The sequence below is a fragment of the Microbispora sp. H10830 genome (genome assembly GCF_014161375.1).
In the GTDB taxonomy this organism is placed as follows: Bacteria; Actinomycetota; Actinomycetes; order Streptosporangiales; family Streptosporangiaceae; genus Microbispora; species Microbispora catharanthi.
In genome coordinates this window covers 120,924-142,864 of the sequence record NZ_JABBWX010000003.1, presented here as the reverse complement: position 1 = coordinate 142,864, position 21,941 = coordinate 120,924, and the positions used below count along the sequence as shown (strand labels likewise).

Here is a 21,941-nt window from a genome sequence, read left to right as displayed (position 1 = left end):
AGACGGGTCCCCACAGATGGGTTCAGACCAGACGTCTGGCGGTGGCCCAGCGCGACAGCTCGTGGCGGTTGGACAGCTGCAGTTTGCGCAGCACGCTCGACACGTGCGTCTCGACGGTCTTCACCGAGATGAACAGCTCCTTGGCGATCTCCTTGTAGGCGTAACCCCGGGCGATCAGCCGCAGCACCTCACGCTCCCGCTGGGTGAGCGAGTCGAGCTCCGGGTCGATGGGCGGGGCCTCCGTCGAGGCGAACGCGTCGAGGACGAACCCGGCCAGCCGCGGCGAGAACACCGCGTCGCCATCGGACACCCGGATGATCGCGTCGGTCAGCTCCGCGCCGCTGATCGTCTTGGTCACGTAGCCCCGGGCGCCGCCCCGGATGACCCCGATCACGTCCTCGGCCGCGTCCGACACCGACAGCGCGAGGAAGCGCACCTGGGAGCCGGAGCCGAGCACGCGCCGCAGCACCTCCTGGCCGCCGCCGCCCGGCATGTGCACGTCGAGCAGCACCACGTCGGGCTGCAGCTCGCCGATCGCCGTCACCGCCGACTCCACGTCCTCGGCCTCGCCGATCACCTGGATCGACGGTCCCAGCTCGGCCCGCACGCCGGACCGGAACAGCCGGTGGTCGTCGACGATCAGCACGCGTACGGTCTTCATTGCTCCCTCTTCATGGTCAGCATGACCTCGGTTCCGTCGCCCGGCTCGGTCCTGACCCGGGCACTTCCCCCGTTGCGCTCCATCCTGCCGATGATCGACTGGCGGATGCCCATCCGGTCCCCGGCGACGTCGTCGAGCACGAAGCCCTTGCCCCGGTCCCGGACGAACACCGTCACCTCGTCGGGCTCGACCTCGGCGTAGACGGAGACCACCGGAGCCCCACTGTATTTGCACGCGTTGACCATCGCCTGCCGGGCGGCGTGCAGCAGGGCCACCAGGCCCTCGTTCAGCTCGCAGTCGCCCACGCAGACCACCTCGATCTGCACGCCGTGGGCGTCCTCCTCCTCGGCCGCGACCCGCCGCACGGCGGCGGCGAGGGTGGCGTCGGCGTCCTGCTTGGGCTGATAGAGCCAGTTGCGCAGCTCACGCTCCTGCGACCGGGCGAGCCTGGCGACCTCCCGCGCGTCGTGGGCGTTGCGCTGGATGAGGGTCAGCGTGTGCAGCACCGAGTCGTGGACGTGGGCGGCCACCTCGGCCCGCTCCTCCTGCCTGATGCGCTCGGTGCGCTCCCGCTGGAGCTCCTTCACGAGCGAGGCCAGCCAGGGCGCCGCGATCATCAGCATGCCGCCGACGACGACCGCGGTGAACACGAGCCCGGTCCCGGCCTTGGCCAGCTCGCCGCTCGCGGCCAGGAAGCCGATCGCGCCGACGACGACGAGCAGCGCCCCAATGCCGGTGCGCACCCAGGTCGTGCTGACCTGCTTGACCGCGCCCGACATCCACCGCTGCCGCCGTCCCGGGTCGGCCTGCTGCCACAGGATCAGCGCGCCGATGCCGCCGACCGCGATCGGCCACGTGCCGAATCCGCCGCTGGAGGCGCCCGTCATCCAGGCGAAGCCCGCCAGCGCCAGCCACAGCACGCCGTACGCGGCGAGCTGGCCCCACTCGCGGGCCGGCTCGCGGCCTTTCACCTCCTCCTTGGGGGTGAACATCCACAGCGCGGCGTACGCGACGACGCCCAGCCCGTCGACGACGGTGAGCAGCACGAACGCGAGGCGCAGCACGACGGGGTCGAGCCGCAGCTGGGCGGCGGCACCCTGCGCGACGCCCGCGACCACCCGGCCCGAGGCGGGCCGGACCATGCGGGGGTACGCCGCGGGGGCGTTAGTCATCTCAGACATCTCGGAAGCATCGTCACACGTCACCGACGATGAGCGCATCAGGGCATGCCCTGACGCCGCCCCTGAGGGGTCGGGGACGAGTCAGGGGTTCCCCCGATGGCAGGGGTACGGCGGGCGAGGCCAGGATGGGACCATGACCGAGGCACCACCGACCCCTGCTCCCGACTCCGCCGGCACGCCCGAGCCCGAGAAGGTGCTGAGCCGCTCCCGGGACGGGCGCATGATCACGGGCGTCTGCGCGGGCCTCGGCAGGTTCACGGGCATGGACCCCGTGCTCTTCCGGGTCGGCTTCGCCGTGCTTGTCCTCGCCTCCGGCATCGGCGTCATGCTGTACGTCGCGGCGTTCCTGTTGATGCGCCAGCCGGGCGGCGGCCCCGGTCACCTGGAGCAGTGGACCCGGCGGCTGTTCGACGCCGAGACCGTGCTCGCGCTGCTGGCCGCGGTCTTCGCGTTCGGCCTGATCATCAACGTCGCCTCCGGAGGGATCAACCGCGGCACGATCGTGGTCGGCACGCTGCTGGCCATCGTGCTGATGGCCGCCCACGCGCGCGGCGTCGACCTGCTGACGATGGCCAAGTCGATGCCCGATCGGGCGACCGGACGGCGCGGCATGACCCGGGCCACCCCGAACTTCTCGCCGTTCGCGCCCTTCACCCCCCCGCCCGCGAGGGAGCCGTACGGATCGGCCGGCGCCCCCGGGGCGCAAGCGCCGATGGCGGAGACGCCGCTGCGGGAGACCCCGGCGCCGCAGGCACAGGCGCCGCAGGGGGACACCGCGCAGGCGCCACAGGGAGCCACAGCGCAGGCACCCGCGGCGGACACCGCGGCCCCCGGCCCGGCCGCGGACAGAGTCACGGACAGAATCACGGACGACACCGCGATCCAGGACACGATGGTCCAGGCCGCGGCAGTGGACGACACCGCGATCCACGACACGGTCATCCAGGACCCGGTGGCAGCAGCCCCGAAGGCCGTGGACGACACGCTCGTCCAGGAGGCGGTCGCGGGGGACACGGCGACACCGGCGGGGCGGGCCGACGGCGACCCGCCGACCCGGCCCTTCGAACCCGTCAACCGGCTGGCCGCGGAGCCCGCCCCCGGCACGTCGTACACCCCGGACCCGAACGTCCCAGGCTCTAACGCCGTGGGATCGGACGTCCACGGGACGCCGGCCGGCTGGGCTCCCGGAGTGCCTGGGCCCTCCGTCTCCGCGCCTCCCGCCGGCGACGGCTACCGGAGGCTGTCCGACCTGGCTCGCGAGGCACGGGCGGGCGCGTACGGTGACAGCGGCGCCCAGGACCACCGGCACGGCATGCGGGGGCACGGAGCCGGAGGGCACGGCTACGGAGCCGGAGAGCCCTTCGCCCCCCACGGCCCCTTCACGAGGCGGGAGCCGTACCAGCCCTACGGGTCGCCCTACCCCCCGCCGAGCCCCTACGCCCCGCCCACGCCGCCGCTCGCGCGGCCGGCGAAGCCGAAGCGTCCCAGGTCGTTCGTCAGCGGCCTCACCATCTGCCTCGCCCTGATCGTTGGAGGGATCATGGTCACCATGCAGCGGACCGGCTCCGGCTCGGTCGGCCTGCCGGTCGTCGGCGGGGCGGTTCTCGTCACGATCGGGGCTGGCCTGCTGGTCGCGGCGTGGTTCGGCCGGGGCGCGGCGCTGATCGCGGCGGGGACGATCGTGGCCCTCGTGCTGGTGGGAAGCTCGACGGTGAACGGCATCCCCCGCAAGGTCGGCAGCTTCGTCTGGCACCCTGTCGGCTCCGTCCAGTCGCCCGGCGCCTACGAACTGGGCATCGGCGAGGGGAAGCTCGACCTGAGCGACGTGACGCTCAAGCCGGGCGGCCGGGTCAGATTCGACGCCTCGGTGTCGATGGGGCAGCTCACGGTGATCGTCCCGACGACCGCCCGCGTGGAGGTGCACGGCTCCGCCAAGCTGGGCGAGGTGAAGATCGACCACAAGGTCGAGGACGGCAGCGACGTGCGGTTCGACCGCGTCCTCGAGCCGGAGACGCCCGTCGAGGGCGACGTGCCGACGATCGAGCTGCACGTCAAGGCCGGGCTCGGCGACGTGGAGGTGCGCCGTGCGGCCTGAGTCGCGACCCGAGCGCCCGCGCCGGGTGCACCGTACGAACTGGATGTGCCTGCTGTGCGGCCTGCTGTTCATCGGCATGGGCATCCGCTACCTGACCGGGCCCGATCCCGACGCCGTCATCATGGCGCCCGTGCTCGTCGGGGGGCTGGGCTTCGCGGCCTTCGTCGCCATCCTCGCCAAGGCCATCCGCCGCTGAAGCCTCCCGGCGGCCTCCCGGTCTCACGGGTACGCCCGGCCGGCCGCGTTAGACTGAACCGATGTCCTCGCTGCTGGCCCTGGAATTCGTGAGCACCATCCGTGCGGACCGGTCCGGCCCGGTGGACGCGCTGGAGGACGTCGGCGGCCTTACCGCCTGGGTCGGCGACCACGCGCCCGAGCTCGACATCGACCCCGCCACGTTCGTCGCCACTCCCGAGATGCGTGACGAGGTCGTGGCGCTGCGACAGGCGATCCGCGCGCTGTTCGCCCGGGCCGTGTCCCCCGGGCCGGCGAGCGGCGCGGACGCGGCCCGGCTGCCGGCCTTCGAGCCCTCCCTCGATCTCGTGAACGCCACCGCTGCGGCGGTGCCCGTCGCCCCCCGGCTCGAATGGCCGCCGGACGAGGCGCCCCGCGCCCGGACCCTGCCCGCGCGGGCCGCCGGCGACTCCGCCCGCCTGCGCGCGGCCCTCGCGGCCGCCGCTGTCGACCTGCTGGGCGGGCCGCACCGGGAGCAACTCCGCGCCTGCCCGGCCCCCCGGTGTGTGCTGTATTTCGTCAGGGAGCACCCGCGCCAGGAATGGTGCTCCGTGGCCTGCGGAAACCGCGCCCGCGCGGCTCGTCACTACCGCCAGCACAAGAACGTCTGACCCCCTCCACAGCCACCCTTTCCGATCCCGGCGCTGACAGGGGCATACTCAGTATGCATACTGAGTATTCATGTCGGTACGACACGGCCTGCTCGCCCTGCTGAGCCGGGGCCCGCGCTACGGCTATCAGCTCAGGGCCGAGTTCGAGGCGTCCACGGCGGAGACCTGGCCACTGAACATCGGACAGGTCTACACGACGCTGTCCCGCCTCGAACGCGACGGCCTGGTGTCCCGCGACGACCAGGGCGACCAGAACGAGCAGGGCCGGGTCCGCTACGCGATCACCCCCGAAGGCCGCGACGAGCTCGACCGGTGGTTCGCCAAACCCGTCTCCCGGGCCGACCGGCCCCGCGACGAGCTCGTCATCAAGCTCGCGATGGCGGTCACCACGCCCGGCGTGGACGTGGCGGCGGTCATCCGGGCCCAGCGGTCCGCGACGATGCGGGGCCTGCAGGAGCTCACTCGTGCCCTGCGGAGCCTCGACGCGTCGTCCGAGGCCGCACAGCGCCTGGTCATCGACTCGATGATCTTCCATGCCGAGGCGGAGCAGCGCTGGCTCGACCACTGCGAGGCCGTCCTCGCCCGTCCCTCCGAGGAGAATCCGTGACCGAAAACCGATCTCCGGACCGGTTACCCGCGCCGGACGGCGAGCCGGTCGTCCGCATGACCGGCGTCGTACGCGTCCACGGCGAGGGGCCGGGGGCCGTCCACGCGCTGCGGGGCGTCAGCCTGGACGTCGCCGCCGGGGAGCTGGTCGCGGTCATGGGCCCGTCCGGGTCCGGCAAGTCCACCCTGCTCAACCTCGCGGGCGGGCTGGACCGCCCGACGGAGGGGTCGGTGACGCTCGAAGGCCGCGAGCTGCGGGATCTGGCGCCGAAGCAACTGGCGGAGCTGCGCCGCAGGAGCGCCGGATACGTCTTCCAGGACCTCAACCTCATCCCGTCGCTGACCGTCGCCGAGAACGTCGCGCTGCCGCGCGAGCTGGACGGCGTCCGTACGGCGAAGGCCAGGCGGGAGGCCCTCGCGGTGCTGGAGGAGGTCGGGCTCGCCGACCTGGGCGACCGGTTCCCCGACGACCTGTCGGGCGGCCAGCGCCAGCGGGCCGCCATCGCCCGCGCGCTGGTCGGGGAGCGGCGGCTGCTCCTGGCGGACGAGCCGACCGGCGCCCTCGACACCCGGGCGGGCGACGAGATCATCCAGGTGCTCCGGCAGCGAGCCGACGCCGGGGCCGCCGTGCTGCTGGTCACGCACGAGCCGCGCTACGCCGCCTGGGCCGACCGCGTCGTCTTCCTCAAGGACGGGCAGATCGTCGACTCGGCGGCCGCCGGGATGGAGACCGCCCGATGAGTGGGCTGAGAGCGTCATTACGGATCTCCCGCCGCAACGCCCGGCGGTCCAAGTGGCGCAGCGCGCTGATCCTCGCGATGATCGGGCTTCCGGTCGCCCTCGCCGCCTTCGTGCTGACCGCCGTCCTCGGCCCGGGACCGGTGCCCGACCGTCAGCACTACCCCCTCGGGCAGGCCGACGCGCTGATGACCGGCGCCCACGAGTGGGTGAACCTCAGGCAGGACGCCTGGGCGGAGGAGGTCTCCTGGGAGCCAGGACGGAAGCACACGCCCTTCACCGGGGCCGAGATCACGACGGTCCTCGCGCCCGGCAGCCGGGTCATCCCGGTCGCCCAGGGAAACGTCCGTTACCTCACTCCGGAGGGGTACGGGATGGGACAGATCCGTCAGGTCGATCTACGCGATCCGATGTCCAGGGGCACCTTCCGGCTCACCGAGGGCAGGCTTCCCACCGCTCCCGGCGAGGCCGTCGTTTCCGCCGCGATGCTGCGCCCGGACATGGCTCCCGGCGTCACGCTCTTCGCCGGGGAGGCACGCCGGCCGCTCCGGGTCGTCGGCGTCGCCCTGTTCGACCTGACGGGGACCTCGCCCGACCTCACGGTCTTCCCCGGCAGCCTGCCCGACACCGCGTTCGGGCCGATGAATCCCCTGCTGATGTCGCGCGGCTGGCTCGTCGACTCTCCGCGTCCGGTGACGTGGGCGGACGTGCGGAGGCTCAACGCGCGCGGCCTCGCCGTCGTCAGCCGCGCCGTCCTCGACCGGGTCAGGCCGGACGAGCCGTCGCCGCGCGGGCCCTCCCTCCCGCAGAGCGCGCCGTGGGTCGCGATCATGCTGCTGGAGGTCGTCCTGCTGGCCGGGCCGGCCTTCGCCGTGGGGCGGTTGCGGAGGTCTCGCGAGTTCGCGCTGGTCGCCGTCCAGGGCGGCTCCCCCGCGCACCTGCGGACGATCGCGCTCGCCGACGGCCTGCTGTTCGGCGTCGCCGCCTCGGTGGTCGGCGCGGCGCTCGGCGTCGGCGCGGCCTGGCTCGCGAGACCGGCTCTGGAGCGGCGGGCGGGCTACCTGCTCCCCCCGTTGGCCGTCCCCTGGGCGGCGGTCGCCACCGCCGCGGTGCTGGGCGTCGTCGCCGGGTTGCTGGCCGCCCTCGCCCCGGCCGTCGCGGCGAGCCGTACGGACCCCGTCGCCGTGCTGTCGGGCAGGCGCGAGCGGGGCCGCGAGCGCGCGGGCCGGCCGCTGCTCGGGATCGCGCTCGTCGTCGCGGGCACGGCGGCGACCATCGTGAGCGGCGGTCACGAGCTCGGCTGGATCGCTACCTCGGCCCTGGTCACCCAGCTCGGCCTGGTCGCCCTGACGCCGGTGCTCATCGCGGCGGCGGCCCGGCTCGCCGCCCGGCTCCCCCTGCCGCTCCGGTTCGCCGCCAGGGACGCCGTACGCAACAGGGGCCGTACGGCGCCCGCCGTCGCCGCGGTGATGACCGCGGTCGTGGCGCTCACGGCGGTGGGGGTGACCTGGCAGAGCCGGCTCGCGCAGAAACCGGTGTACGTGCAGGACTACCCCCAGGCGCCCACCGGAGCCCTGTGGATCGCCGGACCGGACCTCACTCCCGGGCTCTGGGACCGCGTCCGCTCCGCCGTCCGCGAGGAACTGCCCGCCGGTGTGCCGCTGGTGGAGGTGCGGACGCTCACGTCGAGGTCCGGCGTCCCGATGTACGCCTCGGTGCCGGACACCGCCCCCGACGTCAGCAGAGTGGAGTGGTCGGACGCGAGCCAATCCGGGGGCCTCCTGGTCGGGACCGACGACCTGCTCCGTTACGTGCTACGGCGCGACGACCCCCGGGCGGTGGCGGCACTCCACGAGGGGAAGGCCGTCGTGCTCAACCCGGCCGTGATCCGGGACGGACGGCTGAGGATCGACTTGATCCCCGTGGCCGGGCCGGGCGATTCGGTGCCGCTCACGCTGCCCGCCGCCGGCGTGCGGGCCAACGGGGAGGGCTGGGCCCGTGCGGTCGTCGCGCCCGAGGTGGCCGCGAAGAACGGGTACGCCACCATCACCACCATGCTCGTGGTGGACCCCGCGGACTTCCGCACCCCGAGTGCGACGGCGGAGCGGATCACCGCGAAGGTGGAGCGGATCACCGGCAAGGCGACCGTGCGACTCGAGGTGCCGGAGGCTCCCGACGACACGATCATCCTGATCGTGCTGGGCATCGCCGCGGCCGTCCTCGTGCTGGGAATGACGTTCGTCGCCACCATGCTGGCCGCCGCCGAGGCGCGTCCCGACCTGGAGACCATGTCGGCCGTGGGGGCGGCCCCACGGGTGAAACGCGCGGTCGTCGCCGGGCAGGCCCTGGTGATCGCACTGCTGGCCTCGGTCACGGGCGTGCTCGCCGGCCTCGCTCCGGGCATCGCCGCGGCCCGGCAGGGCGTATCCCATCCGGTGGCGTTCCTGCGCGCCGACGGAGTGACGACGATCGTGCCGGCGGGCGCCGCGCCCGCGTTCGCGATCCCCTGGGCGCTCGTCGGACTGCTGGTCGTGGTGCTTCCGCTGCTGGCCGCGCTCGGCGGCGCGGTGTTCACGCGATCACGGCTGCCACTCCCCCGGCGAAGGGTCACCTGATCTTCTAATGGACTTTCCCGCGAGATCCCGTTAGTCTGCTCTCATCTCCTAACGGAACCATCCGTTAGATCTCGTCATGGAGGGGCAGGCTATGAGCTTCACCACGGGGCACGTCGGGCTGAACGTCTCCGACCTCGACAGGTCGGTCGGCTTCTACCGCAAGGTCTTCGGCTTCGATGTGGCCGGCGAGTCGGCCGACGAGGCGCGCCGGTACGCGTTCCTCGCCCAGGACGGCACGCTGGTGCTGACGCTGTGGCAGCAGAGCGAGGGCAGGTTCGCCCCCGGCCTGCCGGGGCTGCACCACCTGTCCTTCCAGGTGCCGGACATCGACGCCGTACGCAGGGCGGAGGCCGTCGTACGGGAGACCGGGGCGACGATCCACCACGGCGGCATCGTCCCGCACCGCGAGGGCGGCTCCTCGGGCGGCCTGTTCTTCGAGGACCCCGACGGGATCCGGCTGGAGATCTACGCGCCGAGCGGCGCCGAGGAGCGCCCCGCTCCCCGGTCCGACGCCCCGACCTGCGGCTTCTTCTAGAGATGCGGCACGCGGGAGAGATCGCGGTCCAGCGCCGCACGGGTGTCCGGCTGGCCGAGCACGGGTCGGCCCGCGTACGGGCCGAGATCCCGGAGGTCGCGGCGCGGTTCCTGGAGTCCCAGCGCATGGTCGTGATCGGCGCGGAGGACCGTGAAGGCCGGGTGTGGGCCGCGCCGCTCACCGGCCGGCCGGGCTTCGTCACGCCGGCCGGCGACCGCACGATCCTCGTGGACGCGGTGCCCGGCGCACCGCTCGCGGGACTGTTCGACGACGAGCACGACATCGGCATGCTGGCCGTCGAGCCGTGGTCCCGGCGCCGGATGCGGGTCAACGGGCGGGCCCGGAGGGACGGCGACCGCCTGATCGTACGGACCGAGCAGGTGTACTCCAACTGCCCCAAATATCTGCAGAAGCGTACGATCACGGAGGACCTGGAGCCCGGTGAGCGGACGTCACGGTCCGGGGACCGCCTGTCGGAGGCCCAGCGGGAGTGGATCAGAGCCGCCGACACCTTCTTCGTCGCGACGCACGCGCCCGGGCTCGGCTCGGACGTCTCGCACCGGGGCGGCAACCCCGGGTTCGTCGAGGTGGTGGACGACCGGCGGCTCGTCTGGCCCGACTACGCCGGCAACCTGATGTACATGACGCTCGGCAACCTGGAGCTGAACTCCGCCGCGGGCCTGCTCTTCCTCGACTGGACCACCGGTGACGCGCTGCACCTGACCGGCAGGGCGCGGGTCGAGTGGGACCCGGGCGACGTGCCGGGCGCGCAGCGGCTGGTCACGTTCGACGTCGAGCAAGTGCTCCAGGTCGGCGGCGCGAGCCCGCTGCGCTGGGCGTTCGAGGAGTACTCCCGGTTCAACCCGCCCGTCAGGGGTGCGTGAGGGCGGCCTCCACGGCGGAAAGGCAGCGTTCGACGACGGGCCGGGGGGCGAAGGCGTACGTGCCGTCGCCGAACAGCTCGAACGTCATGAACCCGTCATAATCGCGGCGGGAGAATGCGGCGAGGTAGCCGGCCAGCGGCAGCTCCCCGTCGCCCCACGCCAGGTGCCCGGCCGGGCGGCCGTCGATGAGGTGCACGTGGCGGACCCGGTCGCCGAGCGCGTCGAAGTAGTCGTCCACGCTCTCCCCCGCGACCGCCATGCCCACGGTGTCGAGCACGGCGGCGAGGTTCGGCGCGCCGACCTCGTCCAGCATCCGGGCGAGCGCCCGCGAGTCGTTGAGCAGGTTCGACTCCACCCGCTGGAGCGGTTCGAGCACGCAGGTCACCCCGAACCCCCCGGCATATCCGGCGATCTCGGCGAGCGCGTCGGCGGACCTGCGCCACGCCGCCTCCACCGGCTCGTCCTCGTAGCCCCGGCCCGGCGTGAGCAGGAGCAACTCGGCGCCGAGCTCCGCGCACAGCTCGGCCGCCCGGCGGAACATCGCGATGCTGGAGGCACGCAGCCGCGTGTCGGCCGAGGCGATGTTGACCGGGTACATCACCTGCTCGGGCGTGAGACACCGCACCCGCAGGCCGCGCGAGGCGGCCCGGCGGCGTACGGCGCGGGCCTCGGCGTCGCTCACCTGCGGCACGTGGAAGTGGGGGGCGATCCCCCACAGCTCCAGTTCCTCGCGGCCGAGGTCGGCGGCGTCGTCGAGGAACCGCTCGAACGGCAGGTGCTGATAGGAGAAGTTCGATCCGGTGATGAGGGGCATGGAACTCATTTTCCGACTCCGTCCGCGAGTCCTTTGACGATGTAACGCTGCCCGGCGAAGAACAGCAGCACGACCGGGAAGGCCGCGATCGCCATGCCGGCGAAGACGACGGGAAACTCGGTGCCGTGCTTGCTCATCAGGCTCATCAGGCCGACGGGAAGGGTCTGCACGCCCGCGCCGCTGGTGAAGACCATCGCGAACAGGTACTCGTTCCAGGCGAACAGGATGTGCAGCAGCACGGTCGAGGTGATGATCGGCTTGCACATGGGCAGGATGATCCGCCAGAAGGCGGTCCACCGGCCGCAGCCGTCCATCTCGGCCGCCTCGTCCACCTCCCGCGGCAGGTCGAGCATGTACGCCCGGATGAGGAAGGTGGTGAAAGGCACCCGGAAGGCCGTGTAGAGGATGAGCAGCGCCCAGAAGCTGTTGTACAGGCCCATGGCCTGGAACATCTTCACCAGCGGCACGAGCGCCACGCTCGGGGCGAGCATCAGCCCGCCGAGGATGATCCCCGTGGTCAGCTTGGAGAACGGGATGTTCACGCGGGTGAGGCCGTAAGCGGCCCACGCGCTGACGAACACGGTCGCGACCGTCGAGGTCACGGTGACCAGCACGCTCGTGGTGAGATAGTTGCTCACCCCGCGGTTCCAGGCCTTCTGGTAGCTGTCGAAGCTCCAGTGGGAGGGCAGCGAGAAGGGGTTGCCGAAGATCTCGCCGTTGGTCTTGAACCCGTTGAGCACCATCCACAGCAGCGGATAGACCACCACCGCCGCGAGGCAGAGCAGGAACGCCCACAGGAACACCCGGGCGACCGCCCCCAGGAAGCCGATGCGACTCACCACGCCACCCTTCTCCTGCGCGCGACCCACAGTTGCGCGACGGCGATGCCGAGCGTGACCACGAAGATGACGGTCGCGATCGCGGCGGCGTAGCCGAAGTCGTTGCGGACGAAGCCGCTGCGGTAGAGCCAGGTCCCCAGCACCTGGGTCGAGTTGTCGGGCCCGCCGCTGGTCATCACCATGACCTCGTTGAACACCTGGAACGCCCCCGAGATCGTGACCATCGACATCACGCCGGTCATCTCTCGCACCAGGGGGACGGTCACGTGGAAGAAGCGGCGGACCGGCCCGGTGCCGTCGAGGGCCGCCGCCTGGTAGATCTCGCGCGGGATCCGCTGGATGGCGACGGCGAACAGCAGCGTGGAGTAGCCGAAGCCCTGCCACTGGCTCATCGCGATGATCGCCGGCATGGCCGTGCTCTCCTCGCCCAGCCACGAGTGGCCGAGACCGCCGAGGCCGACCGCCTGCAGCAGGTGGTTGAGCAGGCCGAGGTCGGGCTCGTAGATGAAGTAGAAGAGCAGGCCGGCGACGGTCAGCGAGATCGCGGAGGGGATGAAGTAGATCGCCCGCAGGAGGCGCTGCCACCGCTCGCTGCGCACGCCTTCGATGAGCGCGGCCAGCACGAGCGCGCCGAACACCTGGAACACGATCGACACCACGGCGTACAGCACGTTGTTGCCGAGCGACCGCCAGAAGACCGGGTCCTCGACGAGCTTGGTGTAGTTGGCGAAGCCGACGTACTCCTGGCTGCCGCTGTAGATGTCCCACTTGAGCGTGCTGAACCCGAGGTTCTCGGCCAGCGGGAAGTAGACGAACACCCCGACCAGCACGAGGGCGGGAACGACCCACGCGAGCCCGAGCGCCCGTTTGCCGATGGTGCGCACCTGCTCTCCTTCGGCTACTTCGCCGACGCCGAGGCCTGGCGGACGCTGTCGAGCACCTGCTCGGGGGTCTTGCCGCCGGTGATCAGCGCCTCGCCTCCGGACAGCCAGGCGTCGGCGACGTCGGGCACGGTGACGGTGTCGAGCCAGGCGGCCAGCTTCGGCGCCTTGTTGACCAGCCCGACGCCCTCGTAGACCGCCTTGCTGGAGGTCTCGGGCGTGACGGCCCCGATGACCGTGCTGGGCTGGCCGTACGGCGGGGACGACAGGGTCTTGGCGTTCTTCACGCTCGTGACGAACTTCATGAAGTCGACCGCGAGCGGGATGCGCGGGGAGGCGGCGTTGACCAGGTATCCCTCGGGCGCGCCCTCGATCACCGTGGGGTCGCCCTTCGCCCCCTGCGGCGCCGGCAACTGGAAGATGCCGAAGTCGTCCGTGGGGAGCTTGCCCTTGGCGGTCTCGTTGTCGAACTCCAGGATCTCCTGGTAGTACATGGCCGCCTTGCCGTCGGCGAACTTCTCCTGCGCCGAGCTGTACAGCACGCCGTTGGTGCCGCTCTTGGTGTCGGTGCAGGTGTCGACGAGGGTCTTGAACCGGGTCAGCGCGGTGACGTAGCCCGGGTCGTCCAGCTTCGCCGTCGCGGGCTTGAGGTCGGCCTGCAGGGTGTCCCACGGCACGTCGTAGGCGAACATCTGCTGCAGGTAGTGGAGGGCCGGCCAGCCGTCCTTGTTGCCGAACGCGATCGGCTCGTACCCGGCCTTGCGCAGCGGGCCGCAGGCGGCGATCAGGTCCTCGAAGGTGGCCGGCACCTTCACCCCCGCCTTGGCGAACGCGGCCTTGTTGTAGCCCATGAACTTGCCGTTGCCGTACAGCGGGATCCCGTAGTACTTGCCGTCGTAGGCGAAGGCCGACAGCGCCCCCTCGCTGAAGGTCTTCCCCCATTCCGTGCCCGGCCCGACGACCTTGGTGAGGTCGGCCGCGCGGCCGCCGCGGACGAAGTTCTCCGCCCAGTTGCCGGTCCACGTGAAGTAGACGTCCGGCAGGGCGTTCGACGCGGTCAGCGTCTTGGTCTTGTCCTTGATGCTCTGGTCGGTCTCCTGGATGAGCTGGATCTTCACCCCGGGGTGGAGCTTCTCGTACTCGGCGGCCAGGTCCTCGAAGTACGGCTCCAGCGGCTCTCCGGCGAACTTGGTGAGGATGCTCAGGGTGCCCGAGTAGTCGGGGGCGGCGGTCACGTCGGCCGCGGGAGCCTTGTCCGCCTGCCCGCCGCCGGTGCACCCGGCGAGGGCGAGCACCGACGTCCCGGCGAGTGCCGCGAACGTCGTCAGTGCGCGAGGGCGCATGGGCTTCCTCTCTCTCTGGTCTGTCTGGGGCTGGTCCGGCTGCGGAGGGAGGACCGCCGGTGCCGGGGCCCTGGGATCCGCCGGGCACCGCGTTGCCATGACACCGGGATCCGCCGGGACGCGCCGCGGCACGACCCGCCTGGTGTGGGGTGACTGTACAGAGCATCTGATACCGGTACCAGCCCTAGTTTCAAGAATTTTTTCCCGCGCGACGCCCCCAGGACCGCGTGAGGCCATAAACAGCAGCTAGATGCCGCCTGAGTGCGAGAAAAAAGGTCGCGGTGTTGACGTCGTACGTTCACCTGTGCCAGCGTGACCCCGGCGTGATACCGGTATCAGGCAGCAGGGGCGCCGCCGGTCCGCAGGTGATCCCGAAAGGACGCGACAATGCTCGGATTCAACGAGCCGGAATTCCTCTCCCAGCTGGCGAGCGCGGTGGCGCTGCGCCCGCAGATCGAGGAACTGGTCGATCGGCTCGTGGACGGGGGATTCGACAACCTCTACCTCGTCGGCGCCGGCGGCACCTACGCCCAGATGTGGCCGTACGAGCGCCTGGCTCGCCAGCGGTCCACCCTCGACGTGCGCGCGGTGATCGCGGCCGAACTGGTCGCCGCGGACGAGAAGGCGCTCGGCGAGCGCTCGGTGGCCATCTTCACCTCGGTCTCCGGCACCACCGAGGACGTCGTCCGGGCCATCGAGTTCTGCAGGTCGAAGGGCGCCTACACCGTCGGCTTCACCGGCTACCCCGACTCACCGATCGCCCAGAACGTCGACCTCGCGCTGCTGACCGAGCCCAAGACGTGGCCGTTCGACATGCAGATGCTGCTCTTCATGGGCCGGCTGCTGTCGCGGCGGGGCGAGTTCGACGGCTACGAGAAGTTCGCCGCCGAGTTCGACGACATCCCGCGGATCCTCCTGGAGGTCTCCAAGCAGGCCGAGCCGGTCGCGGAGGCGTTCGCCGACGCCCACAAGGACAGCGACTACTACTTCCTCATCGGCGGCGGGAACCTGTGGGGGTTCACCTACCTCTACTCCATGTGCATCCTCGAGGAGATGCAGTGGCTGCGCACCACGCGGGTGCACAGCGCCGAGTTCTTCCACGGCTCGCTCGAACTGCTCGAAGAGAACACCAGCGTGCTCGTCTTCCAGGGCGAGGACGAGGCGAGGGCGCTCACCGACCGCGCCGAGGCCTTCGCCAAGCGGATCTCCAAGGACGTCACGGTCTTCGACACGAAGGACTACCCGCTCGACGGCATCAGCCCCGAGTTCCGCGGCCTGCTCGCGCCGCTCGTCCTCGACACCGTCATGAGCCGCGTCAGCAAGCACCTGGAGCGGGTGCGCGACCACTCGCTCGACCTGCGCCGCTACTACCGCGTCATGGACTACTGACCCCGCCGTCCCCCCTTCCGGGCCCTCGCGCGTGCCTGCGCGGGGGCCCGTCCACAGGAGAGTCCTTTGAGAGTCCTCGGCTTCGGCGACAACATCGTCGACCGGTTCGTCGACCGCGGCGTGGAGTACCCGGGCGGCAACAGCGTCAACGTGGCCGTCTACGCCCGCCGCCTCGGCCTCCAGGCGGCCTACCTGGGCGTGTTCGGCGACGACGAGCTCGGCGACTTCCTGCGTACCTCGATCGCCGCCCAGGAAGTGGCGATCGACCACTGCGTCGTGCGGACCGGCGAGAGCGGCGTCTCCACCCTGCGCGTGGACGACGGCGACCGCGTCTTCCTCGGCTGGAACGGCGGCGGCGTCACGCTGCGGGAGCCGCTCGTCCTCGGCGACGACCTGCTGCGGTACGCCGCCTCCTTCGACCTGGTGCACTCCAGCGTGTACTCCCGAAGCGAGACCGAGCTGCCCAAGCTGGCCGGGCTCGGCCCGGTGGTGAGCTTCGACCTGTCCAGCGAGGACGAGTTCCGCACCCCCGGCTACCTCGACCGGATCTGCCCGCACGCCGACCTGGTGCTGCTGTCGTGCTCACACCTCGACGAGGCCGCCACGCGGGCGCTGCTGGCCGAGGCCGTACGGCGCGGCGCGCGGCTCGCGCTGGCCACGCGCGGTGTGGAGGGAGCGATCGCGCACGACGGCAGGGTCACGGTCGCGACCGCCGCGCGCCGGGTGGAGGACCCCGGCCTGATGGTCGACACGATGGGCTGCGGCGACGCCTTCCTCGCCGGGTTCGCCGTCTCGCTGCTGCGCGGCGGCTGGACCACCGGCACGTCCCCGGACCGCGACGCCGTCAAGCGCGCGCTCCACGACGGCGCGCGGTCGGCCTACGAGCAATGCCTGGTGGAGGGCGCGTTCGGCCACGGACGGCCCGTTCTCACTAAGCTGCCCTGAGATCGAGAGGGAGGAACGCCAGCCATGCCAGCTGAGCGGAGCCAGGCCGCCGGGCGGGTGACGATCTCCGAGGTGGCGGCCGAGGCGGGAGTCGGGCGGGCGACCGCCGCCCGCACGCTCGGCGGGTATGGACACGTCAGCCCGGAGCTGCGCCAACGCGTGCTCGCCGCGGCCGAGAAGCTCGGCTACCGCGCCAACGCCCTCGCCCGCAGCATGTCGACCGGTGTGAGCCACACCATCGGGGTGATCGTCGCCGACATCGGCAACCCCTTCTTCGCCGGACTGGTCCGCGGCGTCTGCGACGCCTCCCGGGCCCGCGGCTTCGACACGATCGTGCTGAGCACCTACGAGGACCTCGACGAGGAGGTCGCCGCCACCAACGTGCTGATCGACAAGCGCGTCGACGGCATGATCATCGCGTCCGCCGCGGTCAGCGGCCGGGAGGTCGGCCACGTCAAGGAGGCGCTGACGCGCGGCGTCCCCGTCGTCCTGGTCGACCGGGCCATCCCGGCGCTCGACCTCGACGCGGTTGTCATCGACAACCGCGACGCGGCGCGTGAGGCGGTCGAGCGGCTGATCGCGGCGGGGCACCGGCGGATCGGCTTCGTGTGGGGACCGCCCATGGCGCAACCGCCGGCGACCCGGCGCGAGCTGCTGGCGGCGGCGTCCCGCAACCTGTGGACCGACGGCGAGCGCCTGCGCGGCTACCTCGACGCGCTCGACGACGCGCGGATCCCCTTCGACCCCGAGTTGGTGATGGTCGGGCGCAAGGTCGAGGAGCGGGTGACCCAGGAGGTCGCGCGCATGCTCAGCCTGCCCGACCGCATCACCGCGCTCTTCTGCACGGAGACCGAGGCGGTGACGGGGGCCCTGCGCGCCCTGCGGGCCGCCGGGCTCTCCTATCCGCGCGACGTCGCGCTCATCGGGTTCGACGACAGCGCCTGGGCGGCGGTCATGGATCCGCCGCTGACGATGATCGCGCAGCCGGTGCACGAGCTCGGCGCGAAGGCGGCCGAGGTGCTCCTCGACATCGTGCAGGGGGCCGAGGCCGGCCGCGAGACGCACACGCTCCGCTCGCGCCTCATCGTGCGGTCGTCGGTCGGCCCCCCGCCTGGCGTCTGAATCGGACCCGGCCTACGAGGCGATGGAGCGCCGATTCCTTTTGGTGGTGGCCGGGGTCTACATGAGAGAGATCGGCCCGCGTGCCGGGCCGATCTCTCTCATGTACGCCGAGAAAGAAAAGCCGATCGTCAATGAGCATTCCCGCGACCATGCGCGCGCTGCAGCAGACTTCTCTCAACGGCCCGCAGGACATGCGCCTGATCACCGACGCACCAGTGCCGAGCCCCGGCCAGGGCGAGGTCCTGGTCCGCGTCACCGCCGCCGGGGTCAACTTCGCCGACATCTCGAAGTCCCACGGCACGTTCCTGGACGGCCCGCGGCCGCCGTACCTGGCCGGTTTCGAGGCCGCCGGTGAGGTCGTCGCGATGGGGGAGGCGGTGACCGGTCCGCGACCGGGGACCCGCGTCACCGGCGTCGGAAACGGCGCTTTCGCCGAGTACATGGTGATGCCCGCGGCCGCGGCGATGCCGGTGCCCCCCGGCTGGACGGAGCAGCAGGCGCTCGGCCTGGCCGTGAACTGGCCCACCGCGCTGGCCGCTCTCAAGCCTCTGGGCGGAATCACCGCAGGGCAGACCGTGCTGATCCACGCCGCGGCGGGCGCGACCGGCCAGGCCGCGGTCACAATGGCCAAACACTACGGCGCGACGGTCATCGCCACCGCCTCGCCGGCCAAGCACGAGACAGTGCTGGCACTGGGGGCCGACCACATCCTGGACTCCCTCGGCGGCGACCTCGCCGCCGAGGTGCTGCGGCTGACCGGCGGCGCCGGCGCCGACCTTGTGCTGGAGTCGGCGGGCGGCGCCACCTTCAAGGCCGGCCTGGCCGCCGCCAAGCGGGTCACCGGCCGTGTCGTCGTCTACGGCCTCGCAGGCGGCGAAGCCGCGATCACCAACTGGGACCTGGTGTACAAGCACCAGGTCCACGTCATCGGTCTCAACATCGGCGTGCTGATCCAGGCCGCACCGCAGATCTTCGGCGAGGTCGTGGGTGAGCTGTCCGCGCTCATCGCCGCCGGCGTGCTCGCCCCCGGCCGGCCCACCGCGTACGAACTGGCCGACGGCCCGAAAACGCTCGCGGAACTGGAAACCAGAGCCACCATCGGCAAGCTGGCCCTGCTGCCCTGAGAAACCCCCCTGGTAGCGAGCCGGTGACGCCGCACACCGGACCTGGCCCGCTACGCGACCTTCCGCGGCATGATCCTGCAGCTCGACGAGGTCTGATCGCGAACGCCGCCTCTGCGAGAGGATACGGAGATCGACAGAAACCGGCGACCGAAGATCGCGAGGCTCTCGGCGTGACATCGCATCCGCGGGCGGCACCGAATCACGACCGGTTCACCGCCGAGACCGAGCGGTTCCGCCGGGAGCTGTTGGCGCACTGCTACCGCATGGTCGGCTCGGCGCACGACGCCGAGGACCTGGTGCAGGAGACGTATCTACGGGCGTGGCGGTCCTACTCCGGATTCGAGGGCCGGGCGTCGATCCGGTCCTGGCTTTACAAGATCGCCACCAACGCCTGCCTGACGGCGTTGGAGCCGCGCCCGATCCGGGTGCTGCCCTCGGGTCTGACAGGCCCGTACGACGGACCCGATCGCCCGCCGAGTCCTCTTGCGCCGGGCGAGGTCTCGTGGCTGGAACCGCTGCCGGACGCATGGATCGCCCCGCCCGCCGACGATCCGGCCGCGGTGGTCGTCGAACGCGAGTCGCTGCGGCTGGCGCTCATCGCCAGCCTGCAGCACCTGCCCGCCCGCCAACGTGCGATTCTCATCCTGCGTGAAGCGCTGGCCTTCTCGGCGGCCGAGACCGCGGAGATCCTCGACACCACCACTGCGGCGGTGAAGAGCGGCCTGCAGCGCGCCCGCGCCCGGCTCGACGAACTGGAGCCCGAGGCCGCGGAGCTGCTCGAACCGACAGACCCACGGGCACGCGCGCTGCTCGACGGCTACATCGCGGCCTTCGAGCGCTCCGACGTCGGCCTGCTGAAACAGGTGCTGCGCACGGACGCGACGCTGGAGGCGACGCCATTCCGCGACTGGCAGTCGGGCCGGGCGAGGTGCGTCCACATGCTCGACGCGTACGTGCTGGGCGCACCGGGCGACTGGCGGATGATCGCGACCACCGCCAACGGCCAACCCTCCGCCGTCGTGTACCACCGGGACGCCGACGGCGTGCTCCGAGCCGCCGGCGTCGTGGTGCTGGCCCCCACCACCACCGGCATCTCCCGCGTGATCAAGTTCCACGATCCCGCACTGGTGGCGACGTTCGGCTTCCCGGACGCGCTCGCGCACTGACCCGCCGACGGGCACAGCCGGAGCCGACCACGTACACGATGCGCTCCGGCCGATTCCCGCTGTGCCGCTGCTCTTACGGCACGGCCCAGCCGTCAGCGGGGGACCAGTTCGTAGGAGCGCTGCTGGGGCAGGCCGGCGAGCCGCCGCTGGCCCTCCGTCAGCAGCGCGGCGATCGGACCGGGCTCGCGCAGCCGGGTGAGCCGGTCGCGGTTGTACTTGCGCAGCCGCGCCGCGCGCCGCTTGGCCGCCGCCGCCTTGAACGCGGCGACGTGCTCGCGGTCGGGCTTGCGCGCGCCGCTCAGCTCGTAGCCGTACGCGGTGAGCCGCTCGCCGAGCACCTCCTCGCACAGCGAGATCTCCCAGGGCTCCAGCCGGGAGGCCCACTTGCCCGAGTGGGCGGTGGTCACCTCCTCGTGCGTGTTGCTGTGCCACACCTTGTGCTTGGGTACGGCCAGCTCGGCCATGTGGCGCGGATCGCACATCGCCGGGTCGTAGTCCTCGCCGATGAACACGCACAGCTTCTTCAGCTCGGTCTCCGGGTCGGCGGTGAGGTCCTCGTACCGCAGCTCGTAGAAGCTGTCGGCCGGCAGCTTGCGCGCGTGCCGGCGGCCGAAGTCGACGGCCTCGGCCCAGTTGGCCATCGCGTGCACGGCGTCCGCCTTGTACCAGGGCATCTGCTTGAGCGAGGCCACGCAGTCGCGGCCGTCCCTGACGAGGTGGACGAACTGCGCGTCGGGGAACATCCGCATCAGCATCTCGACGTGCCGGTAGTAGCTGGGCCGCTTGTCGCCCCAGCGCGGCTTGCCGAAGCGCTCGGCGTAGCACTTGAAGACCATGCCGACGACCGAGCCGAAGCTGCCCGGGCCGAGCATGGCCGCCTGGACGAAGTCGGGGCGGCTCAGCCCGAGCTCGTGGAACTTCGTGGTCCGGCCCTCGGCGATCCAGGTCGCCAGCCTGCGCCTGTTGTCGGCCAGCCGCATGTCGCCGTACGCCCGGCGGGAGAAGTAGGCCGGGACGAGGAACCGCGTCTCGGGCGGGACCGCGATGCGCGGGTGCGAGTGCAGCATGAGCTGCAGCATGGTGGTGCCGGAGCGCGGGCAGCCGACGACGAAGACAGGTCTGTCCGAATGCATGAGTTCTATCCCCCGTGGTGAAATTGCCAGACGCCAGGCCGCCGCCCTCCCCCGGGCGCGGCTCGTGACGCGGGTCCTACGGCGTCACGCCGTACGAGCGTGCGGATCCGGCCGGGACGGCCGGTCAGACAAGGATCTTCTGTTTCTCGGCGGCGGTGTGGGGCACCTGGCGTGCTGCCAGCCAGACGCGGTAGACGAGGCTCATCTCGAACGCCAGCAGCAGCGCGCCGGCCACGATCGAGACCGGCGCCAGGGCCTTGGGACCGAACAGCGGGCCCACGACGAAGACCGCGGCGTGGAACTCGATGCCGCTCACCACGTGGGTGCGCACCCGATGCCGCACCAGGAAGACGCGGAACCGGTCATACCAGGGGAAGCGGGCATGGAACGCCTTCTGCAGGTCGACCACCGTCGCGCCGTCGTCGGCGGCGACCCCGCCGAACTCCGCGGCGGCCTGCCCCAGCTCGGTGCGCGGCCGGGAGCGAAGGACGCTCTCCGCGAGGACGTACTGCCCGTCCAGCCGCGCCTCGAGCAGCGCGCGGGTGGCGTCCTTGACCCGCTTCAGCTGGGGGCCGTTGATGTAGCGGAACAGGTCGAGCACGACGACGCCCACGGCGGCGAGCACCACGTCCGTGTCGCCCGTGCGGGTGTACTCCCCGAACCCCCACCCGAAGGCGCAGCAGACCACCCGCACCCGATCGCCGACGTAGTCGAGCCACAGGCCGAAGGGCGTCCCCGTGCCCTTGAGCCTGGCGATCTTGCCGTCCATGCAGTCGACCGTGAAACTCAGATAGAACAGAGCCGCCCCGGCGACGAGCATGCCCTCCGCGAAGGCGGCCGCCGAGGCGAAGCCGATCAGCATGGACAGCCGGGTCAGCCCGTTCGGCGTGATCGATGTGTGATTGGCCACGAGCAGCGCGAGCCGGCAGGCGAGCGGATCGACCATGAAGACGGTCCACCACGAGTCTCTCGGCTTGCGCGTCGCGAGTATGTCGTCCAGCGTGAAGCCTCCCATGCAGGCAAGA

21 protein-coding genes are annotated in these 21,941 nt (G+C 71.6%); 13 read left to right on the top strand and 8 right to left on the bottom strand.

Annotated features, from left to right (window positions below; all coding sequences use genetic code 11):
* Nucleotides 1-22: 22 nt before the first annotated feature.
* Both HHX35_RS09950 and HHX35_RS09945 read right to left on the bottom strand, forming a co-directional pair.
* Complete coding sequence (locus HHX35_RS09950) at nucleotides 23-661, bottom strand: response regulator transcription factor (protein ID WP_030508417.1); 639 nt, start codon at nucleotides 659-661, stop codon at nucleotides 23-25.
* Nucleotides 658-1,833: a PspC domain-containing protein gene (locus HHX35_RS09945; RefSeq protein WP_396780095.1), complete on the bottom strand. Its 1,176-nt coding sequence runs from the start codon at nucleotides 1,831-1,833 to the stop codon at nucleotides 658-660. Before HHX35_RS09945 ends, HHX35_RS09950 begins: the two co-directional genes overlap by 4 nt.
* Before the next feature lie 142 nt (nucleotides 1,834-1,975).
* Between HHX35_RS09945 and HHX35_RS09940 the strand changes: the two genes are divergently transcribed.
* The 8 genes from HHX35_RS09940 (at nucleotide 1,976) to HHX35_RS09905 (ending at nucleotide 10,160) form a co-directional block, all read left to right on the top strand.
* Nucleotides 1,976-3,937 carry a PspC domain-containing protein gene (locus tag HHX35_RS09940; protein WP_182898569.1) on the top strand — a complete coding sequence of 654 codons (1,962 nt, stop codon included), beginning with the start codon at nucleotides 1,976-1,978 and terminating at the stop codon, nucleotides 3,935-3,937.
* A complete protein-coding gene (locus HHX35_RS09935; RefSeq protein WP_139573565.1) occupies nucleotides 3,927-4,133 on the top strand; it encodes a hypothetical protein in 207 nt (68 codons plus the stop codon). The genes HHX35_RS09940 and HHX35_RS09935 overlap by 11 nt, the downstream gene beginning before the upstream one ends.
* A 61-nt stretch (nucleotides 4,134-4,194) precedes the next feature.
* The gene (locus HHX35_RS09930) at nucleotides 4,195-4,782 is read left to right on the top strand and encodes an ABATE domain-containing protein (RefSeq protein ID WP_182898568.1); all 588 of its coding nucleotides are present in this window, start codon (nucleotides 4,195-4,197) and stop codon (nucleotides 4,780-4,782) included.
* 70 nt (nucleotides 4,783-4,852) lie between these two features.
* A complete protein-coding gene (locus HHX35_RS09925; protein WP_182898567.1) occupies nucleotides 4,853-5,389 on the top strand; it encodes a PadR family transcriptional regulator in 537 nt (178 codons plus the stop codon).
* A gap of 56 nt (nucleotides 5,390-5,445) precedes the next feature.
* A complete protein-coding gene (locus HHX35_RS09920) occupies nucleotides 5,446-6,129 on the top strand; it encodes an ABC transporter ATP-binding protein (protein WP_182898941.1) in 684 nt (227 codons plus the stop codon).
* Nucleotides 6,126-8,741, top strand: a complete 2,616-nt coding sequence (locus HHX35_RS09915) for an FtsX-like permease family protein (RefSeq protein WP_182898566.1) — start codon at nucleotides 6,126-6,128, stop codon at nucleotides 8,739-8,741. Before HHX35_RS09920 ends, HHX35_RS09915 begins: the two co-directional genes overlap by 4 nt.
* 91 nt (nucleotides 8,742-8,832) lie before the next feature.
* The gene (locus HHX35_RS09910) at nucleotides 8,833-9,276 is read left to right on the top strand and encodes a VOC family protein (RefSeq protein WP_182898565.1); all 444 of its coding nucleotides are present in this window, start codon (nucleotides 8,833-8,835) and stop codon (nucleotides 9,274-9,276) included.
* A gap of 2 nt (nucleotides 9,277-9,278) precedes the next feature.
* Nucleotides 9,279-10,160: a pyridoxamine 5'-phosphate oxidase family protein gene (locus HHX35_RS09905; RefSeq protein WP_182898564.1), complete on the top strand. Its 882-nt coding sequence runs from the start codon at nucleotides 9,279-9,281 to the stop codon at nucleotides 10,158-10,160.
* On the opposite strand, the gene HHX35_RS09900 is transcribed toward HHX35_RS09905, so the two are convergent.
* From HHX35_RS09900 to HHX35_RS09885, 4 genes are read right to left on the bottom strand one after another with little or no spacing between them, the layout of a single operon-like run.
* The gene (locus tag HHX35_RS09900) at nucleotides 10,147-10,983 is read right to left on the bottom strand and encodes a sugar phosphate isomerase/epimerase (RefSeq protein WP_182898563.1); all 837 of its coding nucleotides are present in this window, start codon (nucleotides 10,981-10,983) and stop codon (nucleotides 10,147-10,149) included. The genes HHX35_RS09905 and HHX35_RS09900 overlap by 14 nt on opposite strands.
* Nucleotides 10,980-11,813: a carbohydrate ABC transporter permease gene (locus HHX35_RS09895; RefSeq protein WP_310738994.1), complete on the bottom strand. Its 834-nt coding sequence runs from the start codon at nucleotides 11,811-11,813 to the stop codon at nucleotides 10,980-10,982. Before HHX35_RS09895 ends, HHX35_RS09900 begins: the two co-directional genes overlap by 4 nt.
* Entirely contained in the window at nucleotides 11,810-12,697 is an 888-nt protein-coding gene (locus HHX35_RS09890; protein ID WP_182898561.1) for a carbohydrate ABC transporter permease, read from the bottom strand. The genes HHX35_RS09895 and HHX35_RS09890 overlap by 4 nt, the downstream gene beginning before the upstream one ends.
* 14 nt (nucleotides 12,698-12,711) lie before the next feature.
* Nucleotides 12,712-14,037 carry an ABC transporter substrate-binding protein gene (locus HHX35_RS09885; RefSeq protein ID WP_182898560.1) on the bottom strand — a complete coding sequence of 442 codons (1,326 nt, stop codon included), beginning with the start codon at nucleotides 14,035-14,037 and terminating at the stop codon, nucleotides 12,712-12,714.
* Nucleotides 14,038-14,424: 387 nt separating this feature from the next.
* Between HHX35_RS09885 and HHX35_RS09880 the strand changes: the two genes are divergently transcribed.
* The 5 genes from HHX35_RS09880 to HHX35_RS09860 all read left to right on the top strand — a co-directional run bounded on the left by HHX35_RS09880 (nucleotide 14,425) and on the right by HHX35_RS09860 (nucleotide 19,783).
* Nucleotides 14,425-15,426: an SIS domain-containing protein gene (locus HHX35_RS09880; protein WP_182898559.1), complete on the top strand. Its 1,002-nt coding sequence runs from the start codon at nucleotides 14,425-14,427 to the stop codon at nucleotides 15,424-15,426.
* 66 nt (nucleotides 15,427-15,492) lie between these two features.
* Nucleotides 15,493-16,371: a PfkB family carbohydrate kinase gene (locus HHX35_RS09875; RefSeq protein ID WP_182898558.1), complete on the top strand. Its 879-nt coding sequence runs from the start codon at nucleotides 15,493-15,495 to the stop codon at nucleotides 16,369-16,371.
* Between the two features lie 24 nt (nucleotides 16,372-16,395).
* Nucleotides 16,396-17,493: a LacI family DNA-binding transcriptional regulator gene (locus HHX35_RS09870; RefSeq protein WP_182898557.1), complete on the top strand. Its 1,098-nt coding sequence runs from the start codon at nucleotides 16,396-16,398 to the stop codon at nucleotides 17,491-17,493.
* 131 nt (nucleotides 17,494-17,624) lie between these two features.
* Complete coding sequence (locus HHX35_RS09865; RefSeq protein WP_182898556.1) at nucleotides 17,625-18,617, top strand: zinc-binding dehydrogenase; 993 nt, start codon at nucleotides 17,625-17,627, stop codon at nucleotides 18,615-18,617.
* 170 nt (nucleotides 18,618-18,787) lie between these two features.
* Nucleotides 18,788-19,783 (top strand): sigma-70 family RNA polymerase sigma factor, encoded by a 996-nt coding sequence (locus tag HHX35_RS09860; protein ID WP_182898555.1) that lies wholly within the window; start codon nucleotides 18,788-18,790, stop codon nucleotides 19,781-19,783.
* Nucleotides 19,784-19,875: 92 nt separating this feature from the next.
* Here the strand turns inward: HHX35_RS09860 and HHX35_RS09855 are convergent, their stop codons facing one another.
* Nucleotides 19,876-20,916: a sulfotransferase gene (locus HHX35_RS09855; RefSeq protein ID WP_182898554.1), complete on the bottom strand. Its 1,041-nt coding sequence runs from the start codon at nucleotides 20,914-20,916 to the stop codon at nucleotides 19,876-19,878.
* A 124-nt stretch (nucleotides 20,917-21,040) separates the two neighbouring features.
* The gene (locus HHX35_RS09850; protein WP_182898553.1) at nucleotides 21,041-21,931 is read right to left on the bottom strand and encodes a CDP-alcohol phosphatidyltransferase family protein; all 891 of its coding nucleotides are present in this window, start codon (nucleotides 21,929-21,931) and stop codon (nucleotides 21,041-21,043) included.
* Nucleotides 21,932-21,941 lie beyond the last annotated feature (10 nt).